The organism is Methylobacterium sp. PvP105 (assembly GCF_017876975.1).
In the GTDB taxonomy this organism is placed as follows: domain Bacteria; phylum Pseudomonadota; class Alphaproteobacteria; order Rhizobiales; family Beijerinckiaceae; genus Methylobacterium; species Methylobacterium radiotolerans.
This window is the reverse complement of sequence record NZ_JAGIPA010000001.1, coordinates 694,883-716,236: the sequence shown is the minus strand read 5'-3', so window position 1 is coordinate 716,236 and position 21,354 is coordinate 694,883. Positions and strand designations below refer to the sequence as shown.

The following is a 21,354-nucleotide window of genomic DNA, read 5'->3' as shown; positions in this document are numbered from 1 at the left end:
GCGGCGGATCCCGGCCGCCGGCATGAGGACGGAACACGATGGACAGGTCAGCCACGGACCGGGTCACGGAAGGCTTCGTCGACCGCGCCGAGGTTGCGCGCTTCGACGCGCTCGCAGCCACGTGGTGGGACGAGACCGGCCCGATGCGCGTCCTGCACCGGTTCAACCCGGTGCGGCTCGCCTACATCCGCGACGCCCTCTGCCGGCGCTTCGGTCGCGACCCGAAAGCCCCCTTCCCGCTCGACGGGCTGACGATCTGCGACGTCGGCTGCGGCGGCGGAGTTCTCTCGGAGCCGCTGGCCCGTCTCGGCGCCCGGGTGACCGGGCTCGACCCGGCCGAGCAGAACGTCGCGGTCGCCCGAACCCATGCCGAGGCGGCCCGGGTGCCGGTGGATTACCGCGGGCAGACCATCGAGGCGGTGGTCGCCGGCGGCGAGAGCTTCGACGCGGTGCTGATCATGGAGGTCGTCGAGCACGTCTCCGACATGCCGGCCTTCGTGCGGACCGCCTGCGCGGCGGTGAAGCCCGGCGGCATGCTGTTCGGGGCCACCCTCAACCGGACGCTGCGCTCCTTCGCGCTCGCCATCGTCGGCGCCGAGTACGTGCTCGGCTGGCTGCCGCGCGGCACGCACGACTGGGAGAAGTTCGTGACGCCGGACGAGCTCGCCCGCGCGATCCGGGCCGGCGGCCTCGACGTCACCGACACGGTCGGCGTCGTCTACAACCCGCTCACGGACGGGTGGCGCACCGGCCGCGACAAGGCGGTGAACTACATGGTCGCGGCCGAGCGGTCGGCGTGAACCGGTCGCGTCCGCCGCCGTTGCCATCGCGGCGGAGGACGCGGCGATGCTCGAGAAGATTCCCGGTGTGCTCGGCGAGGCGCTGTCGGGGCTGAAGGCGGGCCTGGACAAGACGACGTCCCGCGCTGACTTCCCCGACGTGCCCGAGACCGTGACGCTGTCGAGCCCGGCCTTCGCCGACGGGGCGGACTTGCCCGCCCGCTTCACGGCCGACGGCGCGGGCGTGTCGCCGCCCCTCGCCTGGAGCGGGCTGCCGGCGGGCACCGCCGCCCTCGTCCTCCTCGTGGAGGATGCGGGCAGCCCGACGCCCCGGCCGCTGGTCCATCTCATAGCCTGGTCGGTCCCGCCGGAACCCGCCGGCCTGTTGGAGGGTGCGCTGCCGGGTCCCGGCCACGCGGGCACCGTGGAGGCCGTGGGCCGGAACAGCTTCCTGCGCGCGGAATGGCTGCCGCCGGACCCGCCCACCGGCCACGGGCCGCACCCATACCTCTTCCAGATCTACGCGCTGCGGCAGCCCCTCGCCCTTGCCGAGGCGCCGGGCCGCGGCGCGCTGATCGAGGCCATGCGCGGTCAGGTCCTCGCGAAGGGGATATTGACCGGCGTTTACCATCGTCCCTGATCCGGCCGATACCGATGCGATACAGCTCAGCCCTGCAGAACTCGCGCGTTGTGCCGCATTCGTGATCTCAGTATTGTGTCGACCAACGAAGCGGTCTGGGCAGACCGCCTGAAAAATGGCTGGAGGTCGGGCCTGTGGGCGTCGGCGTGCGCACGAAGCGGCGGGGCGGCAGCAGTGTGGCGCGCGCGCTCGCTGTGTCGGATGTCGGGACTTGGACCTGGCACATCGCCGACGATGTTCTCCGGTGCGACCCCGTCGCGGCGACGATGCTGGGCCTGCCCCGAACGAAGAGCGGCAGCGGGACGACTTTCGGGGCCTTCCTCGACCGCATCCACCCGGAGGATCAGCGGCGGATCGCGTCGATCCTCGACGACCTCCGCCGGCAGGGCGGCCTGTACATCGCGCAGTACCGGACGGTTCCGGCGCCGGGCGAGGTCCGGTGGATCCTCGCGCGTGGCCGCTTCATCCTCGACGCGCAGGGCGGCGTCAGCGAGGCCCACGGGATCGTCATCGACGTGACCGAGCGCGGCCGCGACGGCTTCCTCGACGAATCCGCCTTCTGCGCGACCGACGTGGCCGCCGGCGGCATCGACCGGGTCGCCGAGATGGCCCTGGCCCTCTACAACGCCGCCGAGGACGGCCTGCCCCGGCCGGGGTTCGAGCGCCTGAAGCCGCTGCTCGACGTGCTGCTGCACGAGATCGGCCGGCAGCTCGTGCTCGCGCCGGCCGTGCCGGATCTCGACAGGGTTCACTGAGCCGCCCCGCCTCCGCTCGATGCCCGTCGCGCCTTGCCTTCCGGGGGCGAATCCTGATATGGCCGCGCCATCCCGCGATGCGTGAGCCGTGATCGCCGGACGCGACGCCGCGTCCAGCCTCGTGACCACGTTCCCGACACCCTACACAACGGACGGCCCTCCGGGCTCGAGAGACCCATGAAGATCCGCAACTCCCTCAAGTCCCTGCGTGGCCGCCACCGCGACAACCAGCTCGTGCGCCGCAAGGGCCGGGTCTACGTGATCAACAAGACCCAGAAGCGCTTCAAGGCCCGCCAGGGCTGAGGCCGCTCCGCCCGGTCAGGCCGGGTCGGACGACGATCGACGTTGGGACGGCCGTACCCGAAGGGGCGCGGCCGTTTCCGCATGCGCGCGGCACCGCGGCACGTTGACGGATCCCGGGCCGGCGCACAGTCTGGCCGCATGACGCCGACCCGCCTCCTCGCCGCCCTGGTCTGCCTGTCGGGCCTCGCCCTGGACATCCCGGCGGCGCGAGCGGCTCCGGAGACCGGGCGTCCCGGCCGCACCGCTCCCGAGGGGAAGCCGGCCCCCAAGCCGCCGAGCCTCGACGACCTGTTCGCCCGCCTGCGCGCCAGCGAGGACCCGGCCGAGGCCAAGGGCATCGCCCGGCTGATCGAGCGGCGCATGGCCGGGTCGGGCAGCCCGACCGCCGACCTCCTCACCGACCGCGCCCGGCAGGCGGTCACCGCACACGACTTCCCCCTGGCGGCCGAGCTGATGGACCGCGTCACCGCCCTCGAGCCGAACTGGTCGGAGGGCTGGAACCGGCGCGCGACGGTGTTCTGGCTCCTGTCCGACAAGGACGACGCCCTGGCGGACCTGCAGCGGGCCCTGGTGCTGGAGCCGCGCCACTTCGAGGCCTGGGCCGCGATGGGCCGGATCTACGAATCGCTCGACGACAAGGCGCGGGCGCTCGCCGCCTTCCGGCGGGCGCGGGCGCTCTACCCGCAGATGGAGAAGATCGGCGAGGCGATCAACCGCCTCACTCCGGAGGTCGACGGCCGCGACCTGTGAGCCGGGTGACCGCCGTCCTCCTCACCCTCCTGGCCCTGCCCTTCGCCCTCGCCGGGCTCGTCCTCGCGGCCGGCGCACTGGCGACGCTGGCCATCACCCTGCGGGTCGGCGCCGCCCACCCGCCGGCAGGCCCGTTCGTGGCGGTCACCGGCGGCCGGCTCGCGACCCTGCAGGACGGGCCGGCCGACGGACCGCCCGTCGTGCTCCTGCACGGCGCCTCGGCCAACGCGTCGGATCCGATGGAGGGGATCGGCCACCGGCTCGCGGCGCGGGGTTTCCGGGTCATCGCCTTCGACCGGCCGGGCTTCGGCTGGAGCGACCGGATCGGTGGCGGCGACACCGCGCCCCCCACGGCGCAAGCCGCCTTGATCGCCGAGGCGCTGGAACGGATGGGTGTCGGCCCGGCGCTCGTCTTCGGCCATTCCTGGGCCGGCGCCCTGGCCCTCGCCCTCGCGCTGGATCACCCGGACCGGGTGTCGGCCCTCGCCCTCGCAGCGCCGGTGGCGATGCCCATGCCGGACCGGATGCCCGATCTGCCCTGGTACTGGCGGCTCGCCGTGACCCCGCCGGTGGCGTGGCTGCTCAGCCGGACGGTCGGGCCGCCCATCGCGCAGCACTTCCTGCCCGAGGCGGCGCGACGGGTCTTTCAGCCGCAACCGCCGCGGGCAGATTACCCGGAGCTGGCGCGGTCGGACCTGGTCCTGCGGCCCGGAACCCTGCTCGCCAACGTCCAGGACCTGCTCGGCCTGCCGCGCGCCGTCGCGGCGCAGGGTCCGCGCTACGGCACGATCCGCGTGCCCACCCTGGTGATCTCCGGCGAGGCGGACCCGATCGTCCGCGCCGACGCGCAGGCGGTGCCGCTGGCCCGCGCGATCCCCGGGGCGCGGCTCGTGCTGCTACCGGGCATCGGCCACATGCTCCAGTACGTCGCCGCCGATCGCGTCACCGAGGAGGTGGCCCGACTCGCCGGCGCAACGGGCACGGCCGGTCCGGAGGCGGCCGTCGCGCACTGACGCGCCGGCCGGTCTTGAACTCGTATCCCGGTGCCATCAGGCCTTCTCGGCATGCTCGCGAGTGATGAAGGTCAGACGCACGAGGTTGGTGGCGCCCGGCGTGCCGAACGGCAGGCCGGCCACCACGATCACCCGGTCCCCCACGGCGGCGAACTTCTCGCGCACGGCGAACTTGGCGGCCCGGAACGACATGTCGTCCACGTCGCTGGCGTCCTTGGTGACGATCGGGTGCGTGCCCCAGGCCAGGGCGAGGCGCCGCGCCGTCTCGCGCCGGGGCGTGAGGGCGATCACGGTGGCGTTCGGGCGCTCGCGCGACAGGCGCAGGGCCGTGGAACCGGAATTGGTCCAGGCCATGATCGCGTCGAGGCTCAGCGCGTCGACCATCTGGTGCGCCGCCGCCGCGATGGCGTCGGCCGCCGTCTCGTCCGGGGTCGCGCTCTGCGCCCGGATGATCGACCAGTAGATCGCGTCCCGCTCCACCTGCTCGGCGATGCGGTTCATGGTCTCCACGGCCCCGATCGGGTGGGCGCCCGAGGCGCTCTCCGCGGAGAGCATCACGGCGTCCGCCCCCTCGTAGACCGCTGTGGCGACGTCGGAGACCTCGGCGCGGGTCGGCACAGGCGCGGTGATCATCGACTCGAGCATCTGGGTCGCCACGACCACCGGCTTGCCGTAGCGCCGGGCGCCGCGGGTGATGCGCTTCTGCACGCCCGGCACCTGCTCCAGGGGCATCTCGACACCGAGGTCACCGCGGGCGACCATCAGCCCGTCGGAGATCTCGATGATCTCGTCGAGGCGCGCCAGCGCCTGCGGCTTCTCGATCTTGGCCATCACCAGGGCGCGGCCGGCGCAGACCTTCTTCACCTCGGCCACGTCCTCGGGGCGCTGGACGAACGACACGGCGATCCAGTCGGCACCGGCGTTCAGACCGGCATCGAGGTCGGCCCGGTCCTTGTCGGTCATCGCCGGCACCGGGATCACGGTGTGCGGCAGGGACACGCCCTTCCGGTTCGAGATCCGGCCACCGACCTCGACGCGGGTCACGGCGCGATTGTGCGCCGTCTCGAGCACGGTCAGCCGCAGCTTGCCGTCGTCGACCAGGATGGCGTGGCCCGGCTCCAGCGCCTCCAGGATCTCGGGATGCGGCAGGTGGCAGCGTGCGGCGTCGCCGGGCGTCGGGTCGCCGTCGAGCACGAAGGTGCCCCCGGCCTCGATCATCGCGGCGCCCTCCGCGAAGGTGCCGAGCCGCAGCTTCGGCCCCTGCAGGTCGACCAGAATGCCGATCGGCCGCTTCGCCTCGCGCTCGATGGTGCGGATCGCCTCGACCTTCTCGGGCAGCTTCTCGCGCGGCAGGTGGCTCATGTTGAGCCGGAATACGTCGACGCCCGCGCGGAACAGCCGCTCGATCATCTCCGGCGAATCGGAGGCCGGACCGAGGGTGGCGACGATCTTCGTGCGGCGTGACCGTTTCAAGCGTATTTCCTCCGTGTTCTCGTTGCCGCGCAGCGTCGAGCGCCGGCGGTTAGAAGATCTGGCTCAGGGAGCGCCGATCGGCTGTGAGCATCCCCAGCCGGACAGCGTCAAGGCCGCAATCACGGCCGCCGTCGTCACATTACGGTTTCGCCGGCGCGTCTGCCCGGTTCGGATCCGTGAGCTGGATGGTCCAGCTCTTCTGCTCGCCGGTGTCGACTTCGAAGAAGCCGTTCCGGTCGTAGCCGCGGGCGAGACAATCCTCGATCCCGCGAATCGTGAACTCCGAATCGCGGGTGCACATCAGCGAACGGCCGCTCCACTCGCCGCCGCGCGTGTAGTCGACCGCGAAGACGTAGTAGAACCGCGCCGCCAGCGCGCCCTTGAGCAGCGTCTCGCAGGCTTTCGGCGCCAGATCCCACCAGCCCTCCGTCACCCACCCCTGGGGGTCGCGGTAGCCGAGCGAGATCCCGACCTTGCTGGCGGTCTGGTTGCACAGGCGCAGGTCCGCCCTGGCGGGACTCGCGCCGAGGAGCGCGAGGCCGAGGACCGTGACTGCCGGGAGGAGCTGAGCCGCCGAGACGCGAGACCTAGTTGACGAGGATGATGCGGCAGTCGTTGACATTGGTGCAGGTCGGACCGGGGTTCACGAGGTCGCCGAGGGCCGCGAAGAAGGCGGTGGAGTCGTTCTGCTCCAGCATCGCGGCCGGGTCGAGGCCGGCGGCCCGGGCCCGCTTGAGGGTCGTGGGGTCGACGAGGCCGCCCGCCGGGTCGGTGGCGAGGCCCCGCCCGCCGTCGGTCCCGTCGGTGTCGGCGCTGATGCCGAAGATGCCGGGCTCGCCGTCGAGCGCGACCGCCAGCGCCAGGGCGTATTCCTGGTTCGGGCCGCCATGGCCCTCGCCGCGGATGGTGACGGTGAGCTCGCCGCCGGAGATCAGCGCGACGCGCTTGCCGGCCGCCTTGTGGCGCTTGGCCTCGGCCGCGTGCTCGGCCGCGACCTCGCGGGCCTCGCCCTCCAGGTCGGCGCCCAGCAGGATCGGCTCGTAGCCGGCCGCGCGGGCCGCCTCGGCGGCGGCGTTCAGGGCGTCGATCGGCCGGGCGATGATGCGGTACTCGGCGCGGGCGAAGGCGGGATCGCCGGCCTTCGGCGTCTCGTTGTTGGGGTCGTTCAGGAGGCGCACCGCCTCCTCGGGCAGCGGGATGCCGCGCTTCTCGCAGATGGCCCGGGCATCGGCCAGGGTCGACGGATCGGGCACGGTCGGTCCGGAGGCGATCACCGCCGGATCGTCGAAGGGCACGTCCGAGATCGCCAGGGTCAGGACGCGCCGGGCGTTGCGGGCCGCGAGGGCGAGACGGCCGCCCTTGATCCGCGAGATGTGCTTGCGCACGGTGTTGATCTCGCCGATGGGCGCGCCGGAGCGGAGCATCGCCCGGGTGATCGCCTGCTTCTCCACGAGGGTCAGGTCGCCGGCCGGGGCGATCCAGTTGGCCGAGCCGCCGCCCGAGAGCAGCACCAGCACCTCGTCGTCCGGGCCGGCCTCGGTGGCGAGCCGCAGCGCCTCCCGGGTCGCCGAGATGCCGGCCTCGTCGGGGACCGGGTGGCCCGCCTCGACCATGTGGATGCCCGGCGCGTCCTGTCCGTAGCCGTGGCGCGCCACCGCGAGGCCGACGATCCGGTCATCCCCGAGGCCGTGCTTCTGGCGGTAGAAGCGGCTCGCTACGGCGCTCATGCTGCCGGCGGCCTTGCCGGCGGCCAGGATGATCAGACGGCCCGGGCTCGGCTCCGGCAGGTGCGGCGGCAGGCAGAGATCCGGGTGGGCGGCGCGGATCGCGGCCGTGAGGATCGAATCGAGGAGCGCGCGCTGGTCCCGGGTGGCCGCGTCGGCGACGGGCGGAACGGTCTCGGTCATGGCGTTGAACGGGCTCCTCTCTCCATTGTGTCGCGCGATCCCCGCCCGTTTCTTCCCTGGGCGGCGGGCCCGTTTCTTGCCGTGAGCGCACGATCCTTGATAGGTGATCTGCCCGAGCGGCCGCGCGACGGCAAGCGCCATCGGCGCCCTCGCACAGATCTGAAGACCTCTCGGAAGACCTCGGAGCCCCGTGACCCGTCCGGAGACAGAAACGGCCGTCGCGCCCCCACATCCCTGCGAGATCATTCCCGGCGATCCCGCCTGCGGCCTCGTCATCGCCTGCGACCACGCCTCGAACTTCGTCCCGCCGGACATCGCGCTCGGCGTGCCCGCGTCGGAATATGCCCGGCACATCGCCTACGACATCGGCGCGGCGGCGGTGACGCGCAGCCTCGCGGCGCAGCTCGGCGCCCCGGCGATCCTGACGAACTTCTCCCGCCTCATCATCGACCCGAACCGCGGGCGCGCCGATCCGACCCTGGTGATGCGCCTGTCCGACGGTGCCGTCGTGCCGGGCAACGCCCGGATCGACGAGGCCGGGAAGCAGGCCCGGATCGCCCGCTTCTACGCGCCGTTCGACGCGGCCATCGACGACGCGATCGCCGCCGCCCAGTCAGCCGGCCGGCCGCCGGTGCTCCTGACCATGCACAGCTTCACGCCCTACTGGCGCGGGATCGCGCGGCCCTGGCAGGTCGGCATCCTGTACGACCGGGACGAGCGCTTCGCCCGCCCGCTCATCCGCGCGCTGGAGGCCGATCCGGCCGGGCTCACCGTCGGCGACAACCAGCCCTACGGCGGCGGCCTGCCGGGCGACACGATCGACCGCCACGCCACCGCCCGCGGCCTCGCGAACGCCCTCGTCGAGATCCGCCAGGACCTGATCGCCGGCGCGGACGGTCAGGCTGAGTGGGCCGCGCGCTTCGCCCGCATCCTGCGCCCGCTGCTCGCGGCTTGATCTCCGTCCGGCCGGTCCCGAAATCGGGAGCGGCCCGCCAGACCTGAAGAGAGTTGCGACGAATGAGCGAGATCGATCCCCGGACCCAGACGGAACTCGAGGCCGCGGTGTTCCGCCGCCTCGTCGCGCATCTGCGCGAGCGGACGGACGTGCAGAACATCGACCTGATGAACCTGGCGGGCTTCTGCCGGAACTGCCTGTCGAACTGGCTCAAGGACGCCGCCGACGGCGCGGGCGTGGCCCTGACCAAGGACGAGAGCCGCGAGGCGGTCTACGGGATGCCCTACGCCGAGTGGAAGGCGCGCTTCCAGACGGAGGCGAGTCCGGAGCAGCAGGCCGGCTTCGCGGCCGCGCCGCCCAAGGACCACTGAGGCTGCGCCCGCGTCGCGGCGGATCGGCTAAGCTTCCAGTAAGGCCGGCCCGTTAACCACGGGTCCAGGGCGCAACCGCGCCGCGCATTCGGGAGAGCCCCATGAACGCCCATTCGATGCCCACCGCCGCGCAGCGGCCCGGCGGCGACGTCTCGTCGGCCGAGGGCGTGGCCGCGGACGAGCTGAAGCAGTTCATCGAGCGCCTGGAGCGTCTCGAGGAGGAGAAGGCCGGCATCATGGGCGACATCAAGGAGGTGTTCGCCGAGCTGAAGGGCCGGGGCTTCGACGCGAAGGCGGTTCGCACGATCCTGCGCATCCGCAAGCAGGACCACAGCGAGCGCCAGGAGCAGGAGGCGATCCTCGAGCTCTACATGCAGGCCCTCGGCATGGCGTAGTCGGACCGGGCGGCGAAGCGGCCGCCCGATCTGCAGCCCCGCTTCCGACAGGACCGCATCGCAGCGGTGGCCGGAACCTGCACGGCAATGTCGATCGTGTCCCGACTTGGCCGGCCCCGACCACCCATCCGGCCGCTCACCGGCGCGGTGGTGTCCGACGCGGTGACGGCCGGGGACAGCGAGTGGGTGTCGGTGAGCCGCGCCCCGCCCCGCCTCCGGCCGTCGATGATCGGCTAGGTCGCGACGCTCGAGGGGCTGCCGTGCAGACTGCTGGTCGAGCACGCCGCGCATTCACGTCGCGGACGGAAGCGCGCGGCATCCGATCCACGGCATGAGCCCCGACACTGACAGACGCGTGACGGATCCCAAGGATCGTATCCCGAGGATCCGTCCGAAGGATCCCCCTCCCGCCGGGAGAGGGACCGATCTCAGGCCGCGCGCTTGGCCCGGTTCAGCAGCTTGCGGTTGACCAGCACCTCGGCGATCTGCACCGCGTTGAGGGCCGCGCCCTTGCGGAGGTTGTCCGAGACGCACCAGAAGTTCAGGCCGTTCTCCACCGTCGCGTCCTCGCGGATGCGCGAGATGTAGGTCGCGTCCTCGCCGGCCGCCTCGTGGGGAGTCATGTAGCCGCCGTTCTCGCGCTTATCGATCACCAGCACGCCGGGGGCGGCGCGCAGGATCTCGGTGGCCTTCTCGGCCGAGAGCGGCTGCTCGAACTCGATGTTCACCGATTCCGCGTGCCCGATGAAGACCGGAACGCGAACGGCGGTCGCCGTCAGCTTGATCTTCGGGTCGAGCATCTTCTTGGTCTCGGCGACCATCTTCCACTCTTCCTTCGTGTAGCCATCCTCCATGAACACGTCGATGTGGGGGATGACGTTGAAGGCGATGCGCTTGGTGAACTTGCCGCCCTGCTTGATCTCGCCGGCGGTGAACACGGCGCGGGTCTGGTTGAACAGCTCGTCCATCGCCTCCTTGCCGGCGCCGGAGACCGACTGGTAGGTCGACACGACGACGCGCCTGATCGTGGCCGCCTCGTGGAGGGGCTTGAGCGCGACGACCAGCTGCGCGGTCGAGCAGTTCGGGTTGGCGATGATGTTGCGCTTGGTGAAGCCCACGACCGCGTCGGCGTTCACCTCGGGCACGATCAGCGGCACGTCGGCGTCGTAGCGGAACGCCGACGAGTTATCGATGACCACGCAGCCCTGCTGGCCGATGCGGGGCGACCACTCCTTCGAAGCCTCGCCGCCGGCCGACATCAGGCAGATGTCGGTGTCGGAGAAGTCGTACGTGTCCAGCGTTTTGACCTTGAGCGTCTTGTCGCCGTAGGAGACTTCCTGACCCTGGCTGCGGCGCGAAGCCAGCGCCACGACCTCGTCGGCGGGGAACGCCCGCTCGGCCAGGATATCGAGCATCTCGCGGCCCACGTTGCCCGTGGCGCCGACGACGGCGACCTTGTAACCCATCTCTCGTCTCCGCGCGGAAAACCCCGACCGATCCGGGTGCCGCGCCTGTGCCAGTACAATCGGCCGAAGGATCGTTCGTGCCGGACGCGCCCGCCAAACGGGCGCGGCCGCAGACCCCGTCCTCCGCAGAGGTGGGGGCGACGGCCGGGTCGAGCAAGGCGCGCAAGGGCGCGCGCTGTCAAGGCCGCCGACAGCGCAACACTCGATTCACCCTGCCTCCGGAAACCCGGTGACGGCCTCCAGCCGGGAGAGGGAATTCAATCCTTCGGCGCGACCCTGACCGCCCATCCCCGCGGCCTCCCGCCGCCACGGAGCACGCCCCTGACCGGAACAGCGCACCTCGTCGATCGGATCGGGCTCGGCGTGCCGGGCGGCCGGGCCGCGCGCGGGCCGGACACCCCGGGCTCTCCGGGCTCTCTGGGCGTGCGCATCGTCCTGGCCTCCGCGGCGATCGCGCTGCTGTGGGCCCTCCCCCGCTGGCCCGGCGAGACCTCGACCTCCGCGCCCGCGCCGCCGCCGGCCGCGGAGACCGCCTTCGTCCCGTCGGTTCAGGCCTCGCCGGCACCGCCCGCGGCCTCGGTCGCCCAGTTCGGCCTCGCGGAGCCGGGGCTCGATCCGGTGCGTGTGTCCGCCCGCGTCGATCCGCGGACCGGGCTGCGCGAGGACACCCTGATCCGCGGCGACGTCGCGGCGATCGAGGCGCCGGCGCTGCGGGTCCAGCTCACCCGCGGGTTCCGCTCCGGCGCACCGCCGACGCTCTTCGTCCTCATGGCCCGGCGCGCCGCGAACGGTCCGGCCCTCGACCGGCCAGCCCTGGCCGTGGCCCGGACCGGCGCCCGCGACCAGATCCGCACCAAGTTCGGTGCGGTCGAGACCCTGGAGGTGACCTTCGCGGGCCCCGCGCAGCGGACCTGCACCGGCTTCGTCACCCGCGACACGGCGTTCCAGCTCGACGGATGGCTCTGCGCGCCCCTCGCGCGCCCGCCGGAGCCGCAGGCCCTCGGCTGCATGCTCGACGCGCTGAGCCTCGTCGACCTCGCCGATGCCGCCACGACGGCGGCCTTCTCGGTCGCGCCCGATCCGGCGGGCGCGTGCCCGGCATCGTCCGGGACAGAGCCGCCCGGGAGGGCCGGATCGTTAATCCGGCGGCCGCAAAATAAAAAATGAGGCCGGAGTGTGGCAAAACGCACAAGCTCAGCCATAAGGGCGGAACAACAGCCTCGCCCAAGCGTCTTATCGTCAAAGGCGGCGAACTGTTAAGCTTCGGTCGCCATACTGATGGCACTCAAGGACAAGGTTGGCCATGCGCTCGCTCAAGATCGCCCTTCTCGGCGTCGTCGCCGCCACCGGCCTCGGCGCTCTGGCCTCCGCGCCCGCCCAGGCTCAGGATGGCTACATCACCGGCCCGATCTACCGGGTCAGCCGGCCCCTGCCGATCCGCGTGCGTCCGCGCAGCTGGCTCGACGCCGGCAACGTGCCGCTGACCTCGAACGTTCCGGGCGCCGGCGGCTCGCGTAACCCGGCCCTGAACCCCTACCTGATCGCGGCGTCGAACCAGCTGACCCCGCCCTACGGCCCGACCGACCGCTTCGGCCGCGGCATCCTTCCGGACCCGATCACCAACGGACCGTTCATCGGCGCCCGCTCCTCGGCGATCCGCAACGTCGACCTCTCCTTCGTCGACCGGCTGGATCCGACCTCGCCGCTCTACGGCCGCCCCTACTGAGCGGCCCGACCAGACAACATAATGTTCGCGAAGCGCGGGTCCTCGGGCCCGCGTTTTTCGTTGGCGGGCATGCCGGCCCACGCCTTCACCGGGGCTGGATATCCTGTATGCCAAGTGCCGCGGGAGCGCGTGGGCTGCCGAGGCCGGGAACTGAGCGATGAAGCCGTTCGACTGGGTGACCGGGTATCCGTCGCTGCGGATGCCGATGTTCGGGCGCAACTGCGTGGCGACCTCGCACGCGCTGGCAGCGCAGGCCGGCATTCAGATGCTCCAGGCCGGCGGCAACGCCGTCGACGCGGCGATCGCCACGGCGGCCACCAAGACCGTCACCGAGCCGTGCAGCAACGGTCTCGGCTCCGATGCCTTCTGCATCCTGTGGGACGGGAAGGCGTTGCACGGCCTCAACGCTTCGGGCGGGGCTCCGGCCGCCTGGAGCCGGGACTACTTCCTGCAGAAGTACGGCGCCGCCGAGCGGCCGCCGATGCGCGGCTGGGACTCGGTCACCGTGCCGGGCGCGGTCGCCGCCTGGGCGGCGCTGAGCGAGCGCTTCGGCCGGCTCCCCTTCGCCGACCTGATGCAGCCCGCGATCCGCATCGCCGAGCGCGGCTACCTCGCCCCGGCCGTGGTCCAGCAGAAATGGGCGGCCGCGGCCCGGATCGAGGCGATCACCCGCCAGCCGGGCTTCTCGGAGTTCTTCCTGCCGCGGGGCCGGGCACCGGATGTCGGCGAGCTGGTGACCTTTCCCGGCGCCGAGAAGACCCTGCGGCTGATCGGCGAGACCAAGGGCGAGGCCTTCTACCGGGGCGAGATCGCCGAGGCGATCGCCGCGCACGCGCGGGCCAACGGCGGCGCGATGACCGCCGCCGACCTCGCGGCGTTCCGCCCCGAATGGGTCACGCCGACCGCGAAGGATTACCACGGCTACACGTTGCACGAGATCCCGCCGAACGGCCAGGGCATCGCGGCGCAGATCGCGCTGGGCCTCCTGGAGCAGTTCGACCTCGGCGGCCTGCCGGTCGACGGGCCGGAGTCGCAGCACCTGCAGATCGAGGCGATGAAGCTCGCCTTCAGCGACACCTACCGGTACGTCGCCGACCCGCGCGGGATGGAGGTGACGCCGGAGGCCATGCTCGACCCCGCCTACCTCGCGGAGCGCGCCAAGCTGATCGACCGGAATCGCGCCCAGGTCTTCGGGCCGGGCAAGCCGCCCGCGGGCGGCACGATCTACCTCACCGCCGCCGACGAGTCCGGCATGATGGTGAGCTTCATCCAGTCGAACTTCATGGGCTTCGGCTCGGGCGTCGTCGTCCCGGGCTGGGGCATCTCCCTGCAGAACCGCGGCTACGGCTTCGTGCTCGATGCGGAGAGCCCGAACGTGGTGGCGCCCGGCAAGCGGCCGTTCCACACCATCATCCCAGGCTTCCTCACGAAGGACGGTGCGCCGGTGATGAGCTTCGGCGTGATGGGCGGCAACATGCAGCCGCAGGGGCACGTCCAGACGCTGGTGCGGATGATCGACCACGGCCAGAACCCGCAGGCGGCCTGCGACGCGCCGCGCTGGCGGGTCAACGAGGGCCTCGACATCAACGTCGAGGCGGCGATGCCGGGCGCGACGCTAGAGCGCCTGAAGGCCCTCGGCCACCAACTCGAGGTGATCGAGGACAGCTACCAGGATTTCGGCGCCGGCCAGTTCATCTGGCGGATGGGCGATCCCGCCGTCGAGGGCTACGTGGCCGCGAGCGACCCGCGCCGCGACGGGCAGGCCGTCGTCTGGTGACGCGCTACTTGACCTGCACGCTGTCCACCACTTGCCGGAACTTGGCGAGGACGCCGTCGCGCTGATCCTGCCGCACGACGCCGAGGGCGCGGATGTAGCCGTCCGGTGCGAACCGGATGGTCTGCATCACCACCACCGGCTGATTGGTCGGCTGGTCGAGGGCGCGGGCCACGATCTCGTGCCAGTCGACACCGTTCGAGCGGTAGCTCTGCGCCCGCTCGATGACGAAGTCCTTGAGGGTCTGATTGGACGCCAGGGCGGCGCGGGCGAAGCCGTCGCGCTGCTCGGCCCCGGGCGGCTGCTGCACCGCCTGCGCCAGGACCAGGATCGGCTGCTCCAGATTCTGCATCTGGTCCTTGGGCCCGCTGGTGAGGAGGACCGAGTTGCCGGCCATCACTCGCACCGGCCGGAAGCCCGCCATGTCGGCGATGCGGAAAGGCAGCGCGTCGACCTGCTGGGTCAGCGAGAGGGCCGGCCGGAGCTTGACGCCGGTCACCATCTTGCGCATCGAGGCCTCGGTCTCGGCGTCGGGCAGTGCCTGGGCGATGATCAGCCCGGTCACGGTCGGCGTGCCGACGACGAGGATCCACTTCCGGATCGCCGGCGCGGACGAGCCGGGATCGGCGGGCTGCTCACCGGTGTAGAGCATGCCCTCGTTGTCGCCGATCTTGACCTCCTCGCGCTTCTCGACCGCGAAGCCCTGGCTGAGGAGGTTGGCGTCGGTGAAGCCGCTGACGAGCTCCGCGAAGGCGTTCGCGGGCAGTTCGACGACCGACACGGTCGCGCCGCCCTCCTTCCGCTCGAAGCCCGAGAAGCGCCGCGACAGCGACATGTCGGCGGGCGGGTCGAAGCCGAAGCGCGAGCCCGCGGGATAGACGGGATCGCCGGCCCGGGCGGCCGAGCCGAGGCTGGCCGCGAGCGCGGCTGCGCACAGAACCCGTCCGAGACGCAGCGTCAGGTTGCGCATCCGCATCGAAAACCGGTTCTCCTGGTGGACCCAACTTTGGGTTAGTCCGCACCCGATGGGTCTGCCGGGCGACCTGTTCTGTCAAGCCGGCAACGCGGCGCGCCTGCGTTCACGATGAAGGGAAAGCGCGAGCGCGGCGGCGGCGGCGATTCCGACGCCGTAGGCGAGGAGATTCCACGGCGAGAAGATGGAGCCGAGGAGGAGCTGACCCGGCAGGGTCGTCCGGAAGGCGTCCAGGGCCGGCGTATGGACGAGCCGGCTGGTCTCGATGAGCGCGGCGGCCGCGAAGGCGGCGATCAGGCAGATGCGCAGGCCCCAGCTGCCGGGTCGCAGGGCCGCGACCAGAAGGAACAGCATCGCCCCCCACAGGAGGCCGCCACCGTAATGGTGGATCGCGAGCGGCAGGCGCCAGGGCGGCACGCGCAGCAGCAATCCCAGGGCGATCACCGCGGCCGCGAGGCCGAGATGGGTCGCCCGCGCCAGCGGCAGAGTCCGCCGCGCCGGCGCCGTCGGCGCGATCGGCCAGGTCGCGATGCCGTTCGCCCGGGCGACCAGGGTGTAGGACACGATCATCAGCAGGAACCAGGACGAGAGCTTGGCCACCGGGACGACCGACCAGTGCTGCCGCTGACTCGGGTAGAGCCACGTGCCGGAGAGCGTGCCGAAACTCTCGGCGAACCAGATGAACAGCGCGACGAGCAGCAGGCCGAGCAGCAGCGGCATGGTGCGGTGTTCCCGCCAGACCTTGAAGTACACGGTCGCGGGGGCGAAGGCCGCGAACGCGACCGCGATGAGGCCGGCGCGCAGGTCGATGCCGCGGTGATCGATGAGGAAGTTGACGTAGATCGCCACTGACAGGACCGCGAGCAGGCGCAGGCTCGGGTGCCGGGTGAAACGGAAATCGAACAGGCGCCAGACGCGGGCAAGATAGCTGCCGACGGCCGCCTACATGAAGCCCGTGAACAGCGGGACGCCGCCGAGCCGGAACAGGTTCGCCTCCGGGTAGACCCAGCTGCCGATCGCGGTCTTGTGGATCTCCATCGCCGTGCCGATGACGTGGAAGACCAGGATCACACGGGCCTCCGACCACGTCTCCATCCGCAGCCGCAGCATCGCGACCTGGAGCAAGAGGGCGGCGAGGAACAGCGCGTCGTAGCGGGCGATCGGCGCGTGGGCCGGCCAGACGAGGCGCGTGCCGAGCATCAGCGCCAGAAGCAGGCCCCCGAACAGGCAGGCCCAGCCCTGCTTGAGCCCGAATCGGACGAATTCGTAGAGCCCGGCCGCGGCGCGGCCGCGCGCAAGCGCCGCCTCCTGGAGGCGGCCCTCGGCCGCGACGAAGCCGGCGAGCGCCGGCCACTGCGCCGCCGCACTGTCGCGCGCGCGCGGGATCGGGACCGGCGTTACGGACGGCTCCGCGTCCGGGTCTCGCTCGCGCGTCATGCCGGGCCCGGCACCGTGACGCGCCGCAGGGTGAGATTGCAGCGACCGCCCGGCGGCAGGAACGCGGGGCCGTCCGCCGCAGCCAGCAGGTCGCCGTCCGCGTAGAGCCGGTCGATGCCGTGGAAGACCAGCCGCGACGCGCCGCCCATCACCAGCGCGTCGCCGGCCTGCAGGCGGATCGAGCGGGTCGGGCCCGACCGGCTCAAGCCGCCGTACCGGAACAGGGCCGCCGCGCCGAGGGACAGCGACACGACCGGCGCCGCGAGATCCGCCTCGTCGCGATCCTGGTGGAGGCCCATGCGGGTGCCCGGGGCGTAGAGGTTGATGAGGCAGGCTTCCGGCGGTGCCGGGTAGGCCGCGAGCGCCGCCCACGCCGCGCGGGCGGTCGGCGGCAGGGCCGGCCATGGCCGCCCGGTCTCGGGATGGTCCGGCTGGTAGCGGTAGCCCGCGACGTCCGAGACCCAGCCGAGCGGGCCGGCATTGGACATCCGGACCGAGAATGGCTTTCCGGTGCGGGGCATGCGCGGCGTGACGGGCGGTGCCTCGGCGAGGATCGCGGCGATCTCGGAGGCGAGCCGCGCACGGGCCGTCGCGTCGAGGAAGCCGGGGTGGTGGATCAGGCCCGGAGCGAGTTCCGTCGCCACTCAGCGGCCCGCGTCGACGTCCTGGTCCAGCACGGTCTTCGACGCGACCGTGGTGTCGGCGTTCAGGCGGTAGACCAGCGGCACGCCGGTCCGGATCTGGAGGTCCGGCACCTGCGCCTCGGTCAGGCCGTCGAGGACCATGACGAGGGCGCGCAGCGAGTTGCCGTGGGCCGCCACGAGGACCCGCTGGCCGGCCATCACGGGCGGGAGGATCGTCGCCACGTAGCAGGGCAGCACCCGCGCGGCCGTGTCCTTCAAGCTCTCGCCGCCGGGCGGCCGCACGTCGTAGCCCCGGCGCCAGGCGTGGACCTGCGCGTCGCCCCAGCGGGCGCGGGCCTCGTCCTTGTTGAGGCCGGAAAGGTCGCCGTAATCGCGCTCGTTCAGGGCGCGCTCGCGCAGGATCGGGATCTCGGAGAGGCCCATCTCCTCCAGCACCAGCGCGCAGGTGCGCTGCGCCCGGATCAGTGCGGAGGTGAAGGCCACGTCGAAGCCGTAGCCGTCCCGCTTCAGACCACGGCCGGCGGCCCGCGCCTCGGCGACGCCGCGCTCGGTCAGGTCCGGGTCGCGCCAGCCCGTGAACAGGTTCCGGAGGTTCCACTCGCTCTGGCCGTGCCGGACGAGGACGAGGAGCCGCTCCATCGCCGTCGCGCCGCCGGTCACAGGTCGAGCACGTCGGTCATGGTGTAGAGCCCCGGCGGCTTGGGATGGGCCCAGAGCGCGGCCTTGACGGCGCCCGTGGCGAACAGGCCCCGGTCGGCGGCGTGGTGGCTGATCGTCAGGCTCTCGCCGGTGCCGGCGAAGATCACGCTGTGATCGCCCACGACGCTGCCGCCCCGCAGGGTAGCGAAGCCGATGTCGCCCGGCCGGCGGGCACCGGTATGCCCGTCCCGGGTCGAGACCCGGACCGCCTTCAGGTCGACGCCGCGGCCCTCGGCGGCGGCCTCGCCCAGCATCAGCGCGGTGCCGGAGGGGGCATCCACCTTCATGCGGTGGTGCATCTCGGCGATCTCGATGTCGAACTCGTCGCCCAGGGCCTTGGCCACCCGGCGGACCAGGGCAGCCATCAGGTTGATGCCGAGCGACATGTTGCCGGACTGCACGATGCGGGCGTGGTAGGAGGCCGCCTTCAGCTTGGCGAAGTCCTCCTCCGACAGCCCGGTCGTGCCGACGACGTGCACGATGCGCGCCTGGGCGGCGAGCTCGGCGAAGGCCACCGTGGCGGCCGGCGCGGTGAAGTCGAGGACGCCGTCGGCGGCCGCGAAGGCCGTCAGAGCGTCGTCGGTGACGGGCACGTCGAGGGGCGGCAGGCCGGCGAGCACGCCGGCGTCCTGGCCGAGCGCCGGCGAGCCGTCGCGCTCGATCGCCGCCGAGAGCGTGCAGCCCTCGGCCTGCGCCACCGCGCGGATCAGCATTCGCCCCATGCGCCCGTCGGCGCCGACTACCACGAGCCGCATTCCGTTCCCCAGCTAGCCGTCACACGCAGGCGGGAACAGGACCGCGCCGGCCCCGCCCCTGCCCGCCACGCTGTCCGGGCGCCCGCTCCGCCGCACGGGCGGCGGGAGCCCGGTCGCTCTCACTCCTTCTCGGGAGCGATCTGCTCGAGCCCGCCGATATGCTTCTGCGCGTAGAGCGGCAGGCCGATCTGCTTGATCAACTCCAGCTGGGTCTCGAGGAAGTCGATGTGACCCTCCTCGTCCTCGGCCAGATCCTCGAAGAGGCGCTTGGACACGCGGTCGTTGATCGAGTCGCAGTACTTCGCGGCCTCGAGGTAGAGGCTGCGGGCCTCGTTCTCGGCGGCGAGATCGGATTCCAGGATCTCCTGGACATTCTGGCCGATCCGCAGCGGGTCGAGTTCCTGTAGGTTCGGGAACCCGTCGAGGAACAGGATCCGGTCGATGAACCGATCGGCGTGGTTCATCTCCTCGATCGATTCCTTGCGCCAGAACTTCGCCAGCTCGACGTAGCCCCAGTCATTGAGCATGCGGAAATGCAGCCAGTACTGGCTGACGGCGGTCAGCTCGCTGCGCAGGCCGCGATTCAGATACTCGATGACCTTGGTGTCGCCCTTCATGCCCCCGTACTCCTTACCGTGCTCTCAGGCGGGGGGTAGAAGCATCAGGCCGCGACTCCCTCATCCGCAGTTTGGAACTTCACCAAACTACACGCGCTGGCGCAAGCCGTCGAGCAAGCATGGCTGCTCTCCGCCGCCGCGGCCTCGCCCAACGCGTTCTGCATGATCGCCCGGATCGTACGGGCGCAGCGCCCGCATTTCGGGCTGCAGCCGAGGCAGGCATAGACCTGCGCGGGCGTGCGCGGGCAGCCGGGTCCGGGCGCCAGGCAGCCGCGGACCGCGCCGTCCGATATGACGTTACAAGAACAGACGATCATGCGCGCCGCAAATCCCGTCATCCCCGTGCCCGCCGCGGTCGTCGACGACCGTCCGGAGCACCCGTGCCAGTTTAGAAGAGTTGAAAAGTAGCTGACTTTTCAATACCTTATTGGCCGCGGTCGACATGGCACCGCGGGTCGCGCGGGTCAAGGGCGTGCGATCTAAGTGTGCCCCAACTGTCAGGCGGGCCTTCAGCGGGCGAGCTCGCGCAGGCCGAGCCGGATGAGCACCTTGGCCTCGGCGCCCTCCCCCGCGCCCTTCAGCGCGGCCGCGATGGCGGCGGCGGCCTGGACCTGCGGGTAGCCGAGATTGACCAGGGCCGAGACGGCGTCCGTCACCGGCTGCGGGGCGGCGCCCTCCTCGACGGCGCCCGCGAGGGCGACCAGCGCCGGGTCGACGGGCGCGAAGGCCGGGGCCTTGTCTTTGAGCTCGGCGGCGAGCCGGGCGGCGAGGCGCGGCCCGACCCCCGGGGCCCGGCTGATCGAACCCTTGTCGCCGGTGGCGATGGCGCTCGCCAGCGCCTCGGGCTCGAGCACCGAGAGCACGCCGAGCGCCACCCGGGCGCCGACGCCCTGGACGGTCTGGAGCAGGCGGAACCACTCCCGCTCGGCGTCCGAGCGGAAGCCGTAGAGGCGGATCATGTCCTCGCGGACGTGGGTCTCGATCGACAGCTCTGCGGGCTCGCCGACCTTGGGCATGCGCTGCAGGGTCCGCGCCGAGCAGTGCACGATGTAGCCGACTCCCGACACGTCGAGGATCACGAAATCCTCGCCGAACGAGTCCACGACGCCCTTGAGCTTGCCGATCATGCCACGCCTGCCGCTGTCCCGGGTTGCCTACAGAACCGCGGCGGCCTCCGCCAGACGTGCTTGAGCGCGCAGGGAGATCATGAAATCACGGGCCCGCGCCGGTCGAGCTTGGCCGGTCACGGGGGGATGACATGCGCGCGCCACTTCTTGTCCTGATCGGCCTGCTCTGCGCCGGCCCGGCCCGGGCGGCGGAAAACCCGGCGGCCCCGCCCGCACCGGTCGCCCCGAGTGCCGATCCGACCCAGGTCCGGCCCGGCAGCTACGTCCTCGATCCGGATCACGGCAAGGTCACGTGGTCGGTCTCGCATCTCGGCTACTCGACCTATTACGGCCAGTTCACCGGACTCAGCGGCACGCTCCAGCTCGACCCGAAGGCGCCGGAGAAGAGCCGCCTCGAGGTGACCGTGCCGCTCGGCGGCGTCATCACCGGCAGCGCGCGGCTGAACGAGCACCTCGCGGCCCCGGACTTCTTCGACACGGCCAAGTTCCCGACCGCCACCTTCACCGCCACCAAGGTCGAGCCGACCAGCCCGACGACCGCGCGGATCACCGGCGACCTCAACCTGCGCGGGACGGTCCGGCCGTTCGCGATCGACGCCACCTTCAACCAGGCCGGCATCCATCCGGTGGATCAGCGCTACACGGTGGGCTTCGACGGGCGCGCCGTCGTCAAGCGCTCGGATTTCGGCATCAACGCCTACCTGCCGCAGCTCGGTGACGAGGTCAGCCTGCGCATCGAGGGCGAGTTCAAGGCCACGCCCTGACGGCCGGTCCGCCGGCCGGCCGCGAGTTCTC

Annotated in this window: 25 protein-coding genes and 1 pseudogene; 13 read left to right on the top strand and 13 right to left on the bottom strand. The window is 71.8% G+C overall.

Features of this window, described 5'->3' with window-relative positions:
* Window positions 1-38 precede the first annotated feature (38 nt).
* From ubiG to J3A75_RS03450, 6 genes are all read left to right on the top strand, one after another.
* Window positions 39-800 carry a bifunctional 2-polyprenyl-6-hydroxyphenol methylase/3-demethylubiquinol 3-O-methyltransferase UbiG gene (gene ubiG, locus J3A75_RS03475; protein WP_070998280.1) on the top strand — a complete coding sequence of 254 codons (762 nt, stop codon included), beginning with the start codon at window positions 39-41 and terminating at the stop codon, window positions 798-800.
* 46 nt (window positions 801-846) lie between these two features.
* Window positions 847-1,419: a YbhB/YbcL family Raf kinase inhibitor-like protein gene (locus J3A75_RS03470; RefSeq protein ID WP_020091503.1), complete on the top strand. Its 573-nt coding sequence runs from the start codon at window positions 847-849 to the stop codon at window positions 1,417-1,419.
* A gap of 134 nt (window positions 1,420-1,553) precedes the next feature.
* On the top strand, window positions 1,554-2,174 hold the full coding sequence (locus J3A75_RS03465) for a PAS domain-containing protein (RefSeq protein WP_070998278.1): 621 nt from the start codon (window positions 1,554-1,556) through the stop codon (window positions 2,172-2,174).
* A gap of 177 nt (window positions 2,175-2,351) precedes the next feature.
* Complete coding sequence (ykgO, locus tag J3A75_RS03460; RefSeq protein ID WP_003601867.1) at window positions 2,352-2,477, top strand: type B 50S ribosomal protein L36; 126 nt, start codon at window positions 2,352-2,354, stop codon at window positions 2,475-2,477.
* Between the two features lie 138 nt (window positions 2,478-2,615).
* Window positions 2,616-3,227, top strand: coding sequence for a tetratricopeptide repeat protein (locus tag J3A75_RS03455; protein ID WP_012317156.1), 612 nt, complete (start codon window positions 2,616-2,618; stop codon window positions 3,225-3,227).
* Complete coding sequence (locus tag J3A75_RS03450; protein ID WP_070998276.1) at window positions 3,224-4,240, top strand: alpha/beta fold hydrolase; 1,017 nt, start codon at window positions 3,224-3,226, stop codon at window positions 4,238-4,240. Before J3A75_RS03455 ends, J3A75_RS03450 begins: the two co-directional genes overlap by 4 nt.
* Window positions 4,241-4,276: 36 nt before the next feature.
* On the opposite strand, the gene pyk is transcribed toward J3A75_RS03450, so the two are convergent.
* The 3 genes from pyk to J3A75_RS03435 all read right to left on the bottom strand — a co-directional run bounded on the left by pyk (window position 4,277) and on the right by J3A75_RS03435 (window position 7,620).
* Complete coding sequence (pyk, locus tag J3A75_RS03445) at window positions 4,277-5,713, bottom strand: pyruvate kinase (protein WP_012317154.1); 1,437 nt, start codon at window positions 5,711-5,713, stop codon at window positions 4,277-4,279.
* 139 nt (window positions 5,714-5,852) lie between these two features.
* Window positions 5,853-6,335, bottom strand: coding sequence for a DUF1036 domain-containing protein (locus tag J3A75_RS03440; RefSeq protein WP_012317153.1), 483 nt, complete (start codon window positions 6,333-6,335; stop codon window positions 5,853-5,855).
* The gene (locus J3A75_RS03435; protein WP_070998274.1) at window positions 6,301-7,620 is read right to left on the bottom strand and encodes a glycerate kinase; all 1,320 of its coding nucleotides are present in this window, start codon (window positions 7,618-7,620) and stop codon (window positions 6,301-6,303) included. Before J3A75_RS03435 ends, J3A75_RS03440 begins: the two co-directional genes overlap by 35 nt.
* Window positions 7,621-7,810: 190 nt before the next feature.
* On the opposite strand from J3A75_RS03435, the gene J3A75_RS03430 reads away from it, so the two are divergent.
* From J3A75_RS03430 to J3A75_RS03420, 3 genes are all read left to right on the top strand, one after another.
* A complete protein-coding gene (locus J3A75_RS03430; protein ID WP_024827861.1) occupies window positions 7,811-8,575 on the top strand; it encodes an N-formylglutamate amidohydrolase in 765 nt (254 codons plus the stop codon).
* A 62-nt stretch (window positions 8,576-8,637) separates the two neighbouring features.
* The gene (locus tag J3A75_RS03425) at window positions 8,638-8,946 is read left to right on the top strand and encodes a DUF1244 domain-containing protein (RefSeq protein WP_029359065.1); all 309 of its coding nucleotides are present in this window, start codon (window positions 8,638-8,640) and stop codon (window positions 8,944-8,946) included.
* 116 nt (window positions 8,947-9,062) lie between these two features.
* Window positions 9,063-9,341, top strand: coding sequence for a DUF2312 domain-containing protein (locus tag J3A75_RS03420; RefSeq protein ID WP_026604676.1), 279 nt, complete (start codon window positions 9,063-9,065; stop codon window positions 9,339-9,341).
* A 428-nt stretch (window positions 9,342-9,769) separates the two neighbouring features.
* Here J3A75_RS03420 and J3A75_RS03415 read toward each other — a convergent pair whose 3' ends face one another.
* A complete protein-coding gene (locus tag J3A75_RS03415) occupies window positions 9,770-10,807 on the bottom strand; it encodes an aspartate-semialdehyde dehydrogenase (protein ID WP_012317148.1) in 1,038 nt (345 codons plus the stop codon).
* Window positions 10,808-11,230: 423 nt separating this feature from the next.
* Here J3A75_RS03415 and J3A75_RS03410 point away from each other — a divergent pair, with 423 nt between their 5' ends.
* The 3 genes from J3A75_RS03410 to J3A75_RS03400 all read left to right on the top strand — a co-directional run bounded on the left by J3A75_RS03410 (window position 11,231) and on the right by J3A75_RS03400 (window position 14,310).
* A complete protein-coding gene (locus J3A75_RS03410) occupies window positions 11,231-11,974 on the top strand; it encodes a hypothetical protein (protein WP_312892333.1) in 744 nt (247 codons plus the stop codon).
* A 136-nt stretch (window positions 11,975-12,110) separates the two neighbouring features.
* Window positions 12,111-12,533 carry a hypothetical protein gene (locus J3A75_RS03405; protein WP_012317146.1) on the top strand — a complete coding sequence of 141 codons (423 nt, stop codon included), beginning with the start codon at window positions 12,111-12,113 and terminating at the stop codon, window positions 12,531-12,533.
* A 157-nt stretch (window positions 12,534-12,690) separates the two neighbouring features.
* Entirely contained in the window at window positions 12,691-14,310 is a 1,620-nt protein-coding gene (locus tag J3A75_RS03400) for a gamma-glutamyltransferase family protein (RefSeq protein WP_209649697.1), read from the top strand.
* Between the two features lie 4 nt (window positions 14,311-14,314).
* On the opposite strand, the gene J3A75_RS03395 is transcribed toward J3A75_RS03400, so the two are convergent.
* From J3A75_RS03395 to ruvA, 9 genes and pseudogenes are all read right to left on the bottom strand, one after another.
* A complete protein-coding gene (locus tag J3A75_RS03395; protein ID WP_209649695.1) occupies window positions 14,315-15,283 on the bottom strand; it encodes a hypothetical protein in 969 nt (322 codons plus the stop codon).
* A gap of 75 nt (window positions 15,284-15,358) precedes the next feature.
* On the bottom strand, window positions 15,359-15,697 hold the full coding sequence (locus J3A75_RS36330; RefSeq protein WP_409518684.1) for a DUF2809 domain-containing protein: 339 nt from the start codon (window positions 15,695-15,697) through the stop codon (window positions 15,359-15,361).
* 78 nt (window positions 15,698-15,775) lie between these two features.
* Window positions 15,776-16,717, bottom strand: a pseudogene (locus J3A75_RS03390) (DUF817 family protein); the annotation flags it as partial.
* Window positions 16,714-17,361, bottom strand: a complete 648-nt coding sequence (locus J3A75_RS03385) for an alpha-ketoglutarate-dependent dioxygenase AlkB family protein (protein ID WP_070998269.1) — start codon at window positions 17,359-17,361, stop codon at window positions 16,714-16,716. The gene J3A75_RS03385 and the pseudogene J3A75_RS03390, both read right to left, overlap by 4 nt.
* Window positions 17,362-18,000 carry a 2,3-bisphosphoglycerate-dependent phosphoglycerate mutase gene (locus J3A75_RS03380; RefSeq protein WP_071000611.1) on the bottom strand — a complete coding sequence of 213 codons (639 nt, stop codon included), beginning with the start codon at window positions 17,998-18,000 and terminating at the stop codon, window positions 17,362-17,364.
* A 17-nt stretch (window positions 18,001-18,017) separates the two neighbouring features.
* Window positions 18,018-18,815, bottom strand: a complete 798-nt coding sequence (gene dapB, locus J3A75_RS03375) for a 4-hydroxy-tetrahydrodipicolinate reductase (RefSeq protein ID WP_012317140.1) — start codon at window positions 18,813-18,815, stop codon at window positions 18,018-18,020.
* A gap of 119 nt (window positions 18,816-18,934) precedes the next feature.
* Complete coding sequence (gene bfr, locus J3A75_RS03370) at window positions 18,935-19,432, bottom strand: bacterioferritin (protein ID WP_012317139.1); 498 nt, start codon at window positions 19,430-19,432, stop codon at window positions 18,935-18,937.
* A gap of 44 nt (window positions 19,433-19,476) precedes the next feature.
* Window positions 19,477-19,749, bottom strand: coding sequence for a bacterioferritin-associated ferredoxin (locus tag J3A75_RS36325; RefSeq protein WP_083374474.1), 273 nt, complete (start codon window positions 19,747-19,749; stop codon window positions 19,477-19,479).
* Window positions 19,750-19,941: 192 nt separating this feature from the next.
* Entirely contained in the window at window positions 19,942-20,559 is a 618-nt protein-coding gene (ruvA, locus tag J3A75_RS03365) for a Holliday junction branch migration protein RuvA (protein ID WP_024827869.1), read from the bottom strand.
* 131 nt (window positions 20,560-20,690) lie between these two features.
* On the opposite strand from ruvA, the gene J3A75_RS03360 reads away from it, so the two are divergent.
* The gene (locus J3A75_RS03360) at window positions 20,691-21,323 is read left to right on the top strand and encodes a YceI family protein (protein ID WP_070998267.1); all 633 of its coding nucleotides are present in this window, start codon (window positions 20,691-20,693) and stop codon (window positions 21,321-21,323) included.
* Window positions 21,324-21,354: the final 31 nt, after the last annotated feature.